General features: G+C 59.5%; 8 protein-coding genes. 5 read left to right on the forward strand and 3 right to left on the reverse strand.

What is annotated here, in order from left to right:
• Positions 1-8 precede the first annotated feature (8 nt).
• On the forward strand, positions 9-989 hold the full coding sequence (locus AC1RJW_RS06600) for a LysR family transcriptional regulator (protein WP_034752642.1): 981 nt from the start codon (positions 9-11) through the stop codon (positions 987-989).
• 50 nt (positions 990-1,039) lie between these two features.
• On the opposite strand, the gene AC1RJW_RS06605 is transcribed toward AC1RJW_RS06600, so the two are convergent.
• Positions 1,040-2,599, reverse strand: coding sequence for a methyl-accepting chemotaxis protein (locus AC1RJW_RS06605; protein ID WP_493044311.1), 1,560 nt, complete (start codon positions 2,597-2,599; stop codon positions 1,040-1,042).
• A 204-nt stretch (positions 2,600-2,803) separates the two neighbouring features.
• Positions 2,804-3,259, reverse strand: coding sequence for an Lrp/AsnC ligand binding domain-containing protein (locus AC1RJW_RS06610; RefSeq protein ID WP_010393827.1), 456 nt, complete (start codon positions 3,257-3,259; stop codon positions 2,804-2,806).
• A 207-nt stretch (positions 3,260-3,466) separates the two neighbouring features.
• Here AC1RJW_RS06610 and putA point away from each other — a divergent pair, with 207 nt between their 5' ends.
• A complete protein-coding gene (gene putA / locus AC1RJW_RS06615; protein ID WP_493044312.1) occupies positions 3,467-7,120 on the forward strand; it encodes a trifunctional transcriptional regulator/proline dehydrogenase/L-glutamate gamma-semialdehyde dehydrogenase in 3,654 nt (1,217 codons plus the stop codon).
• 77 nt (positions 7,121-7,197) lie between these two features.
• Here the strand turns inward: putA and AC1RJW_RS06620 are convergent, their stop codons facing one another.
• Positions 7,198-7,974, reverse strand: a complete 777-nt coding sequence (locus AC1RJW_RS06620; RefSeq protein ID WP_493044313.1) for a 5'-methylthioadenosine/adenosylhomocysteine nucleosidase — start codon at positions 7,972-7,974, stop codon at positions 7,198-7,200.
• Positions 7,975-9,451: 1,477 nt separating this feature from the next.
• Between AC1RJW_RS06620 and AC1RJW_RS06625 the strand changes: the two genes are divergently transcribed.
• The 3 genes from AC1RJW_RS06625 to AC1RJW_RS06635 all read left to right on the forward strand — a co-directional run bounded on the left by AC1RJW_RS06625 (position 9,452) and on the right by AC1RJW_RS06635 (position 12,709).
• Entirely contained in the window at positions 9,452-11,077 is a 1,626-nt protein-coding gene (locus AC1RJW_RS06625; protein ID WP_493044314.1) for a GMC family oxidoreductase, read from the forward strand.
• A 133-nt stretch (positions 11,078-11,210) separates the two neighbouring features.
• Entirely contained in the window at positions 11,211-11,981 is a 771-nt protein-coding gene (locus tag AC1RJW_RS06630) for an ABC transporter ATP-binding protein (RefSeq protein ID WP_035823437.1), read from the forward strand.
• Positions 11,981-12,709 carry an ABC transporter ATP-binding protein gene (locus tag AC1RJW_RS06635; protein WP_493044315.1) on the forward strand — a complete coding sequence of 243 codons (729 nt, stop codon included), beginning with the start codon at positions 11,981-11,983 and terminating at the stop codon, positions 12,707-12,709. Before AC1RJW_RS06630 ends, AC1RJW_RS06635 begins: the two co-directional genes overlap by 1 nt.
• Position 12,710 lies beyond the last annotated feature (1 nt).

The following is a 12,710-nucleotide window of genomic DNA, read 5'->3' on the forward strand; positions in this document are numbered from 1 at the left end:
GGCTTTCCATGAGTTTTCTGACGCTGGATCTGAACTTGCTGCGTGTTTTCGACGCCGTCATGACGGAACAAAACCTGACGCGCGCAGCGGGCCACCTGGCGATGACGCAGCCGGCGGTATCGAACGCCATCAAACGCCTGCGCGAGAGCCTCGGTGACGAATTGCTGATCCGCACGGCATATGGCGTGAAACCCACGCCCCGTGCCGAAGCGCTGTGGCCGTCCGTGCGCTCGGCCCTGGCCAGCCTGGAAGCGGCCGTCACGCCGGAAACCTTCGACGTGTCGAAGACGCACGCCACCTTCCGCATGGCCATGGCCGATGCGACGGCCGCGTTCTGGCTGCCTTCATTGATGCGTTCGATCGAACGGGAAGCGCCGGGCGTCAACGTGCGCATGATGCCGCTGACCACGCGCGAACCGCGCCCGATGCTGCTGCGCGGCGATATCGACCTGGCCGTGGGCTTCTTTCCCGGCGTGGCGGCCCAATTGTCGAGCGAAACGGGCTCGCCCATCCGCCACGAGCGCCTGTATTCCGGCAAATATGTATGCGTGATGCGGCGCGGCCATCCGCTGGCCGACAAGGAATTGACCCTGGATAACTATTGTGCGGCCAACCATTTATTGGTGAGCTTTTCCGGCCGCGCGCATGGCCTGATCGACGAAGCGCTGTCGCAGATCCACCGCGAACGGCGCATCCTGTTGACGGTCAACCAGTTCTTCACGGCAGGCAGAGTCGTCGCCAATTCCGACCTGATCACGGTCTTGCCGCGCCATCTGATCGCCTCGACGGGCATGACGGAATCCTTGCTGTACAAGGATTTGCCATTGACCTTGCCGGCCGTCCACCTGGACATGCTGTGGCACGAGCGCGACGCCCGCAGCCCCGCCCACAAGTGGCTGCGCAACCACCTGGAAAGCATGAACACGCCCACGTTACGCACGGCGACAGCGGCCGGCGGCGGCGTGGCACCCAAGCCGCATATTGAGTAATTGCTGATATGGGTCAAAGAAAAGCCTGATGCGCATGCATCAGGCTTTTTTTATGCATGATTACTGGATCGGTAACCGATCCGGAAACCGCCCCAGTGCTTGCCCTCGACGTGGATGGGCACGGATAAATCGTGCATGACTTCGCCCGTGTCGCGTTTATAGGTCTGCAACAGGAAGGCCTTGGTATTGCTGCCGCAGCGCTTGCCCGTGCGGTCGCTGAAGATGCGCTTGGTGCGGTTATTTACCATATCGGTGGCGTAATCGCCCGTCAGCGGCTGGGAAAACTTCTTGTTGTGCGTTGGAAAGTATCCATTGTTGTCGACGGCGCCCGCATACGCGAGATGGGGTAATGCCGCCAGCACGCCTTCCTGCAGGTCCGGCAGTACCTTGTCCGTAAAGGCATCGAACTTCGTGTTGTGCTTAGGTGGATTGGTGTTCGGGATGGGGCGGTAGTGGCGGTCGAACAGGGCTTCGCGCGTGATGCGCCCCGAGGCGATCGCTTGCTCGAACAGTTTGCCGACCTCGCGCGCGGCGCGCTGGGCCGCCTCGCGGATCTCGTCGTGCGGCGTGGCCACGCTCGATTCGCCCAAGGCGCCGGCGATCACTTCGGCCCGCTCGGCCAGGGCCATGGCCGACTGCGTGGCGCGCGGCAATTCCGCATTCGTCGACAGCATGCTGTCGCGGATTTGCAGGATGGCGTCGGCGATCAGCTGCGTCGTATCGACGTGTTCGCGCGAGGCGCGGGCGATTTGCCCGATCTCGTCTTCCGACTCGCCCGACGATTCCTCGATATGGCTGAGCGAGGCATGCACGCTTTCCACATTGCGCGCCGCTTCCGTGACACCGGCCGCCAGCGAACTCATGCCGCGTGCGGCTTTTTCAGACTGTTCATTGATTTCGCGCACCATCACGCTGATTTCATCGGAGGCTTCCTTGGTGCGCTGCGCCAATTGCCGCACTTCGCCGGCCACCACGGCAAAACCGCGCCCGTGTTCGCCGGCGCGCGCCGCCTCGATGGCGGCATTCAGCGCCAGCAAGTTGGTGCGCGCGGAAATATCGGAAATGGCTTCCGTAAAGCCCGTGATGCGTCTGGATTTTTCCTGCAAGCTCAGCATGGTGGTCGAGGCGCCTTGCGCTTCCTCACGTGCATGATTGATGCGGCGCAAGCCCTGGTCCACTTCGGCGCGCGCCGCCACGCTTTCCACGCGTACGCCGGCGGCCACCTTGGCGGCCCGTTCCGCATTGGCGGCGATCTTTTCCGTCATCGCGGCATTTTGCACGGAGCTGTCGGCAATGTCGCTGGCCGTGCGCACGTCGAGTTCCACCTTCTGTTTGACGGAGTCGACAAAATACGAGGTTTCCGCCGCGCCGATCATGATGGCATCGATGGCGTTGCCCACCGTGTCGGCGAACTCGTGCAAGCCCGGCTCGCCGCGCGGACGGCTGGCGAACGCCAGCAGCGCGGCGCCGATGGCGGCGGCCACGCAGGCGATCAGATACGGATGGTCGCCGCCCGAGAGCAGCAGCAGATAGGCCAGGCAACAGGCCACGGCCATGGCCAGGATCGTGAATACAAAGAAACGCACCAGCTGATGCTGCAACTGCTTCATTTGTCCCCCGCTGCGCAAACCCGTCACGCCCCGTTGAGGGGACGTGCTGTAACCGTATGCGGGTGGGCACGATTGCCCACTGTGCACCCTGAAGTTACCGTCTGCGCGGCGTTTCAGGCGGCTACCGGATAGCAGAATTGTAGTTCTACCCTACAACATTTGTTCCGATAGCTCAATCAGAAAAGTGGGACGGCTACACCCGGGTCACTTAATTGGCAATTTGGTGGTGTTTTTGACCTCTTCCATGACGGCATAAGTGTGGGTTTCCCGCACACCTTTCTGCAACAGCGTCTTGCCCAGGAATTCGCGGTAGGCGGCCATGTCCTTGACGCGCGCCTTGACCAGGTAATCGAAGCCGCCGGCCACCATATGACATTCCAGTACCTCTGGAATGATTTGTACGCTATGCTTGAAGGCGTCGAACACTTCCGGTGTCGTGCGATCGAGCACCACTTCGATGAACACCAGCAGCGACACGTCGAGCAGCTGCGGGTTCAACTGGGCCGTATAGCCCATGATGTAACCGGATTCGTGCAGCTTGCGCACGCGCTCCAGGCAGGCGGCCGGCGACAAGTTCACGCGCGCGGCCAGCTCCACATTGCTGATGCGTCCATCGCTCTGCAATTCCATCAAGATTTTCTTACTGATCTTGTCCAGCATTCCTATCACCCCCAAATTAATATTATTTGGTTAAATTGTCGCATCAAAAACTATCTATTGCTAGTCCCCTGTATTACCAGAATTAATCCATAAGAATCCCCTTTACAATCGAATCATCTTAACGTCCGACTTTCTGTATTTTTTTGCACCAAAAAAGAGCAAGAATTACGTCAGTTTTCGTCCCCTTTTTCCTTGTAAAGAGCACTTATGCACCCTGCAGGCCCCTCGGCTTTTACCCCGATTCCTTTTGCTGCGTTCCAGGCAGAAATTCTGCCCGAAGCGACACCCCAGCGCGCCGCCATCACTGCCGCCTATAGGCGCGATGAGGTTTCCGCCGTGCAGTGGCTGTTGCAACAAGTGCGCCCCAGCAGCACCGAAACGACGGCCGAAGGACAAGCGCTGGCGCACCGCCTGGTCTCGAACGTGCGCCAAAAACGCACACGCGCGTCCGGTGTCGATGCACTGATGCACGAGTTCTCGCTATCGTCGGAAGAGGGTGTTGCATTGATGTGTCTGGCTGAAGCGCTGTTGCGTATACCCGACAGTCAAACGGCCGACCGTTTGATCGCCGACAAAATCAGCAAGGGCGACTGGCGCAAACATCTGGGTGAATCGCCGTCGCTGTTCGTCAATGCCGCCACCTGGGGCTTGCTGATTACGGGCAAACTGGTCAGTACCAGCAGCGAATCGGGCCTCGGTTCGGCCATGACCAAGCTCATCGCCAAAGGCGGCGAACCGCTGATCCGCAAGGGCGTCGACCTGGCCATGCGCATGCTGGGCAACCAGTTCGTCACGGGCCAAACCATCGAGGAAGCGCTGAAGAACAGCCGCGAGAATGAAACGCGCGGCTACCGCTACTCGTACGACATGCTGGGCGAGGCGGCCCTGACGCAAGCCGACGCGGCCAACTACTACGCCTCGTACGAAACGGCGATCCACGCCATCGGCAAGGCCTCGAACGGGCGCGGCATCCGCAACGGCCCCGGCATTTCCGTGAAACTGTCGGCCCTGCACGCGCGCTACAGCCGCGCCCAGCGCGCCCGCGTCATGGAAGAATTGCTGCCGAAGGTCAAAGCGCTGCTGTTGCTGGCAAAACAGTACAACATCGGCTTCAACATCGATGCGGAAGAGACGGACCGCCTGGAACTGTCGCTCGACCTGATGGAAGCACTGGCGTTCGATGCGGACCTGTCCGGCTTCGACGGCATCGGCTACGTGGTGCAGGCGTATCAGAAGCGCTGCCCGTTCGCCATCGATTTCCTGATCGACCTGGCGCGCCGCAGCGGCCGCAAGTTCATGGTGCGCCTGGTAAAAGGCGCGTACTGGGATGCGGAAGTCAAGCGCGCGCAAGTCGACGGCCAGGAAGGCTATCCCGTCTACACGCGCAAGGTCTACACGGACGTGTCTTACCTCGTGTGCGCGCAAAAACTGCTGGCTGCCAGCAGCCTGATCTACCCGCAATTTGCCACGCACAACGCGCAAACCCTGTCGACCATCTATACCTGGGCGAAACGCGACGGCATTACCGACTACGAATTCCAGTGCCTGCACGGCATGGGCGAAACCCTGTACGACCAGGTCGTCGGCCCCGACAACCTGGACAAGCCGTGCCGCATCTACGCCCCCGTCGGCTCGCATGAAACCCTGCTGGCCTACCTGGTGCGCCGCCTGCTGGAAAACGGCGCCAACTCGTCCTTCGTCAACCAGATCGTCGACGAAAGCGTGGCCATCGATAGCCTGATCCGCGATCCCCTCGAACAGGCGCGCCTGCAGGGCGGCTTGCCGCACCCGTCGATTCCGCTGCCGCTGGACATGTTTGGCAGCGAACGCAGGAACTCGGCCGGCCTGGACCTGTCGAATGAAGACACCTTGCGCACGCTGGCCACCGGCCTGGCGCAGCAGCAATCCTGGCAGGCGGCGCCGCTGATCGATGGCGCCGTCAGCCTGAATACGCCGATGCAAGTCATCCACAATCCGGCCCAGCACGACGATGTCGTGGGCAAGGTCATGGAAGCCGGTCCGGCCGACGTGGAAACGGCGCTGGCCAGCGCCAGCGCGTATGCCATGGATTGGCAAACGACGGAGCCATCGGTCCGCGCGCAAGCGTTGCAACGCGCCGCCGACCTGTTCGAGGAACACCACATCGAGCTGATGGCCCTGGCCGTACGCGAAGCGGGCAAGTCGCTGCCGAACGCGATCGCGGAAATCCGCGAAGCCGTCGACTTCCTGCGCTACTACGCGGCACAGGTGGAACACGCGCCAAACACCCTGGCGCTCGGTCCCGTCACCTGCATCAGCCCGTGGAATTTCCCGCTGGCCATCTTTACGGGCCAGCTGGCCGCCGCCCTAGCAGCGGGCAACGTGGTGCTGGCCAAGCCGGCCGAGCAAACGCCGCTGATCGCCCACCGCGCCGTGCAATTGCTGCATGCGGCCGGCGTGCCGCGCGGCGCGCTGCAATTCTTGCCCGGCAGCGGCGAGGTCGTTGGCGCCGGCCTGTGCAATGACGCGCGCGTGAAAGGCGTGATTTTCACGGGTTCGACGGAAGTGGCGCAATTGATCAACCGCAACCTGGCCGCGCGCGCCGTGGCCGAAGGCATCGACATTCCCCTGATCGCCGAAACGGGCGGCCAGAATGCCCTGATCGTCGATTCGTCCGCCTTGCCGGAACAGGTGGTGCAGGACGTGATGTCGTCCGCCTTCGACAGCGCCGGCCAGCGCTGCTCGGCCTTGCGCGTGCTGTTCCTGCAAGCGGAAATCGCCGACAAGACCATCCACATGCTGAAAGGCGCCATGCAGGAATTGCGCGTTGGCAATCCTGACCGCCTGGCGACCGATATCGGTCCCGTCATCGATGCGGAAGCGCAAAGTAACTTGCTGGCGCACATCAACAAGATGAAAACCATGGCCATCGACCATTATTCGCTCGATTTGCCGACCGTCAAAGGCACGTTCGTCGCCCCGACCGTGCTGGAAATCAAGTCGCTGGCGCAGCTGACGCAGGAAGTCTTCGGCCCCGTGCTGCACGTGATCCGCTACAAGCGGGCCGAACTGCCGCAACTGGTGCAATCGATCAACGACAGCGGTTACGGCCTGACCCTGGGCATCCATACGCGCATCGACGAGACCATCGCTTTCATCACCCAGCGCGCGCACGTGGGTAATATTTATGTCAACCGCAACATCGTCGGCGCCGTCGTCGGCGTGCAGCCATTCGGCGGCGAAGGCAAATCGGGCACGGGACCGAAGGCGGGCGGCCCCCTGTACCTGAAACGCCTGCAGCGCAATGCGCCGGCCGGCGCGCAGCACCAGCGCCAGGCACCGCCCGCGCTCGACGCGCTGACCGTGTGGGCGAAGATGCATGGCCACGACAAGGTGCAGCAACTGGCGCAGGAATACGCACGCACCACCTTGCTGGGCAGCACCACCGTCTTGCCAGGCCCGACGGGCGAGCGCAATACCCTGAGCTTTGCCGCGCGGGGCACGATCCTGTGCGCGGCAGCCACGTCCGGCACGCTGATGAACCAGCTGGCGGCCGTCCTGGCCACCGGTAACCAGGCCCTGGTGCTGGCGCAAGCGCCGGAGTTGATCCCGGGCGACTTGCCGGCGGCGTTGAAGGACCGCATCCAGATCATCAGCAGCCTGGAGTCGGTCAAGCAGGATTTCCAGATCGCCATGATCGAGCCTAGCCTCGATGGCCAGCTCAAACCGCTGCTGGCGGCACGGGAAGGGGCCCTGGTGGCCACCATCGCCACCACGCAGGACAGTGCCATCCCCCTGTGGCGCCTGGTCGCCGAGCGGGCGCTGTGCGTGAATACGACGGCAGCGGGCGGCAACGCCAGCCTGATGATGCTGAGTGTCTAATATTTAAGCAAGTCATCAACGCAAAAAAGGGCAGAACCAGTGGTTCTGCCCTTTTTTTATGCACGCTTGAATAAAAATCAGCCAGCCAGGCGCTGGCATAGCTGCTGAATCACCGCAAACGCATACGGCGAGGCGACGCTCTGCACGAAACGCATGAAGTCGACGGCCGCCTCCTCATTCGCGTTGTCGGAAATGGTGCGCATGACCGTAAACGGCACGCCGAGTTCAAAACACACTTGCGCCACGGCGGCGCCTTCCATTTCGACGGCCAGCAGATCCGGAATATCCGCTTTCAGCTGGTTGATATGCGCCGCGCTGCCAATGAACTGGTCGCCGCTGGCGATCAGGCCCCGGTGCACCTGCGCGTGCTGCAAGCCGAATTGCACGATATCGGCCGCCTTGAGCACGCTGGAAACATCGTCACGCAGGAAATCTTCCGCGGAAGCTGCCAGTTGCGTGCTCAGCTCCAGGTCCGTGGCGAAGCGCTGCAAGCCCGTCAGCGGCACTTCGAAGCGGGGAAACAAAGGACGGGCATCCATATCGTGCTGCAGCAGCGCTTCCGCCACGACGATATCGCCGACTTTCACGTGTTTATCCCCACTGCCGGCCACGCCGGTGAAGACGATGTGGGTAACTCCGTACTTTTCCACAAGGATAGAAGCTGTCATGGCAGCGGCAACCTTGCCCAGACGCGACAGGACGCACACAGCGTCGATATTCCACAGGGTTCCCAGGGTGTAGTCGCGCATGCCGTGCGAACGCCTCTGGGGGCCTTGCATGGCTTCTACCAGCCCCTGCTGTTCTTCGTGCAAGGCACTGATGATGCCTAAACGCATTTTTGTGTGTGAATTCATGCTGTTTTTACAGGTTTTTTGTATTGCAAAACGGTTTACAGGGTGAAAACAGCCGTTTCGGCGACTTTTCCACCGTGCGCGTTTGTCTCTGTGTTTTAAATAAAGATGTATACATAAAAATAGTAATGATAGTAAACGGCCATTTTTTTGTGGATAAGTCGGTATACCGTCTAAAAATCATCGACTTAGCGCACAAAAAAGTAGGCGCACAAGCATTGTATCTACGGAGGACTTGTTTGGGATAAAAATTGGCTTGTGGACAAAGATCGACTTTTCCCACATCTCATCCTGTGGATATGCAGGCACTTATCCACACCGGCAAGCAAAAATCGCGTTTTTTCTTGCTGTAGTGGCATGTTTGATCTGCTTAGTACGTACGGATCTCTGTCTGGCAATCAACGTTGAGCGATCACGAGCGCTGTTCTTTCACGAACATCGGCATCCAGGTGATTCCTGGAAGACGGTTTGGCAGTGGGTCGCGCTGTTGCCGTTGGCTTCTTTTCTTGACGTTTTTTATATGTTTTTTGGAAATATCCCCGGACTTCCGCTTTTTTTGTCGGTTTACAATAGATCTATATATAAAAATAGTAGTAATAGTAAACGCGTTTTTTTCTGTGGATAAGTCGCTTTTTTTCAACAGGATCAACCGTTTACGCGCAAAATAAAGCGTGCATAATCGCTGTATCACGCGAGGAGCAAAATTGTATAAAATGCGGGCCTGCGCATAACTTCGTGTTTACTCACAAGTCATCCTGTGGATATCAAGTGACTTATCCACAATCGTCTCAAATTCCTCCTTATTTCGACCTCATGCGGTTTGCTGACGCTGCGCCTGGCAAGGTCCGTTGACATTTCCATTTTGCAAAACGGTTTGGCAGTGCTGCTTGCATGACGCCGGCCGTGCCGGTTTTCGTTGCTCAGTTGTTGGCTGGATTTTTTTTGCGTACAGAAGCCGCTTGCGGTTTTTTTTTAAGGAGAAGGCTGCAGGGCTTTCCTTTGTAGCAAGGGCAGGCAAAGCACGCGTTGTCGGGTTTACCTTAACAAGATCGTATACAAGAATAGTAATAGTAGTTAACGGCGACAACTTCTGTGGATAAGTCCTGATTTATCCTTGTAAACAATCGCTTGGCGTACGGATAAACGCTGAGTAAGCGTTGTATCTGCCTGGGATGGTTTTGGGATAAAAAAAACTCGTCCAAAAAAATTTTCGTTTACACACATATCGTACCTGTGGATATCCATACGGTTATCCACAGCTCGCAGACCCTGTTCGGGACGGGTTTTTAGCTGTGAGACGAGCTCGTTTACGCGGTGATCACGCAGGTCATGCGATTAATGTCGCCCTGGCCCGGCACTGGTGGTAATCTCAATGTGGCTCAGCAGCCATGCATGCATGAAGAAAGACAGACTCTGGTAACGGGACGCGGCGGGGAGACACGCCGCGCGACAGCTTGATGGCATACCGAAAGGAGCTTCATTGGAATCGGCAGGCGAATACGACTACATCATCGTGGGCGGCGGCACGGCAGGTTGCGTGCTGGCCAACCGGCTCACGCGCGACAAGGATGCCAGCGTTTTACTCGTGGAAGCGGGCGGCAAGGACGATTACGTGTGGATCCACATCCCCGTCGGCTATCTGCATTGCATCGGCAATCCCCGCACGGACTGGCTGTATTCCACGCAGGCGGACGCGGGCCTGGGCGGACGCAGCCTGATGTATCCGCGCGGCAAAGTGCTCGGAGGCAGCTCGTCCATCAACGGCATGATCTACATGCGCGGTCAGGCCGGCGATTACGACCACTGGGCTGACTTGACGGACGACGCTTCCTGGCGCTGGGACAAAGTCTTGCCGCTATTTAAACAAAGCGAGGATTATTACGGCGGCGCATCGGAAAACCATGGCGTGGGCGGCGAATGGCGCGTGGAAAAACAGCGCCTGTCATGGGATATTTTGAATGCGTTCCGCGACGCGGCGCAGCAGGTGGGCATCCCGAAAACCAGCGATTTCAATGGCGGCGACAATAGCGGCAGCGCGTATTTCGACGTCAATCAGCGCCGCGGCATCCGCTGGAATACCTCGAAAGCGTTCCTGAAACCGGCCGCGCGCCGGCCGAACCTGACCATCATGACGGGTTGTCACGTGGAACGTCTGTTGCTGGAAACGACGGAAACGGGACCGCGCTGCACGGGCATCGTGTTGACGGGCGGCGGCACGCAGTGGCAGGCGACGGCCAAACGGGAAACCTTGCTGACGGCGGGCGCCATCGGTTCGCCCCAATTGCTGCAATTGTCCGGCATCGGCCCGGCTGCCTTGCTGCGCGAACATGGCATCACGCCCGTGCTGGACTCGGCTGGCGTGGGCGGCAATTTGCAGGACCATTTGCAGCTGCGCATGGTGTACAAGGTGCAGGGCGTCAAGACCTTGAACGTGATGGCCAGCAATATCGTGGGAAAAATGCAGATCGGCTTACAATATGCGTTGTTCCAGAGCGGGCCCATGTCGATGGCGCCATCGCAGCTGGGGGCGTTTGCCAAGTCCGATCCGCAGCAAGCCACGCCGAACCTGCAATACCACGTGCAGCCGCTGTCGCTCGACAAATTCGGCGAACCCTTGCACGCGTTTCCCGCGTTTACGGCCAGCGTCTGCAATCTGCGCCCGACTTCGCGCGGCCATGTGCACATCGCGTCGGCCGACAGCTACGCGGCGCCGAAGATCGTGCCCAATTACCTGAGTACCGAGCAGGACCGCGCCGTGGCGGCCGATGCCTTGCGCCTGACGCGGGCCATCGCCGCCGCGCCGGCCCTGAAAAAATTCGCTCCCGAAGAATACAAGCCGGGCGTGCAATTCCAGAGCCAGGAAGAGCTGGCGCAGGCGGCCAGCCAGATTGGCACCACCATCTTCCACCCCGTGGGCACCTGCCGCATGGGCCTGGCAAGCGATGCCTCGAGCGTGGTCGACAGCCAGTTGCGCGTGATCGGCGTAGATGGTTTACGTGTCGTCGATGCCTCGATCATGCCGTACATTACTTCTGGTAACACGAACTCGCCCACCGTGATGATCGCGGAAAAAGCGGCGCAAATGATACACGCGGCCTGGAAATAGCGGGGCAAGCGTGCGAGTTTGCGCCATTCGGGCTGGCGAAAAATCCCCGTAGTTATACTGTATTGTGCGTTAAATTTAAGTTGTGTATTATAAAAATGACTAAGTAGTACAAAAAGTACAACTAGGAGACACGATGTCAAACGTAATCTTGGAAACAAGAAATTTGACCAAGGAATTCAAGGGGTTCACCGCTGTGAGCGAGGTGAACCTGAAGGTAGAGCGGGGCCATATCCACGCCTTGATCGGTCCTAACGGCGCCGGCAAGACCACGTGTTTCAACTTGCTCACCAAATTCCTGGTCCCCACATCCGGACAGATCCTGTTCAATGGGAAAGATATCACGGCCGCCAAACCGGCGCAGATCGCCCGCATGGGCGTCATCCGTTCCTTCCAGATTTCCGCCGTCTTCCCGCATTTGTCCGTGCTGCAAAATGTACGCATCGGCTTGCAGCGCCAGCTTGGCACCTCGTTCCATTTCTGGCAAAGCGAACGTGCCTTGAACCAGCTCAACGACCGTGCCATGGCCTTGCTGGCCGAAGTCGACCTGACGGAGTTTGCCGACACCATCACGGTCGACATGCCCTACGGACGCAAGCGGGCGCTGGAAATCGCCACCACCCTGGCGATGGAGCCGGAAATGATGCTGCTCGACGAACCGACCCAAGGCATGGGCCACGAAGACGTGCACCGCGTGACGGAACTGATCAAAAAAGTGTCGGCTGGCCGCACGATTTTGATGGTGGAACACAATATGAGCGTGGTGTCTGGCATCTGCGACAAGATTTCCGTCCTGCAGCGCGGCGCCATGCTGGCCGAAGGCAGTTACGCGGAAGTGTCGCGCAATCCGCAAGTGATGGAAGCCTACATGGGCACCACCCACGCCGAACTGGAAGGGGCGCATTGATGGCGACACAAGTAAATGGCGGCGCACCCGCGCTGGAAATTTCGCAACTGCACACCTGGTATGGCGAATCGCACATCTTGCACGACGTCAACCTGAAAGTGGAGCAGGGCGAGGTGGTGACTTTGCTGGGCCGCAACGGCGCCGGCCGCACGACCACCTTGCGCGCCATCATGGGCTTGACGGGCGCGCGCACGGGCTCCATCAAAGTCAATGGCGCCGAAGCGATAGGTTTGGCCACGCACAAAATCGCCCACCTGGGTATCGGTTACTGTCCTGAAGAGCGCGGCATTTTCTCGTCGCTGTCGACCGAGGAAAACCTGCTGCTGCCGCCGACCCTGGCCAGCGGCGAGAAGGGCATGTCGGTGGAGGAAATCTACGCCATGTTCCCGAACTTGCAGGAGCGCCGCCACAGCCAGGGCACGCGATTGTCGGGCGGGGAGCAGCAGATGCTGGCCGTGGCGCGCATCCTGCGCACGGGCGCGCGTTTGCTGCTGCTCGATGAAATTTCCGAAGGCCTGGCGCCCGTCATCGTGCAGGGCCTGGCGCGCATGATTACCACCCTGAAGGCAAAGGGCTACACCATCGTCATGGTGGAACAGAATTTCCGGTTTGCCGCGCCGCTGGCGGACCGGTTTTATGTGATGGAGCACGGTCAGATCGTCGAGACCTTTGCTGCATCCGAACTGGAAGCCAAGATGCCGGTATTGACCGAGCTGCTTGGCGTGTAAT

It is taken from the genome of Janthinobacterium sp. GW822-FHT07A03 (assembly GCF_058798815.1).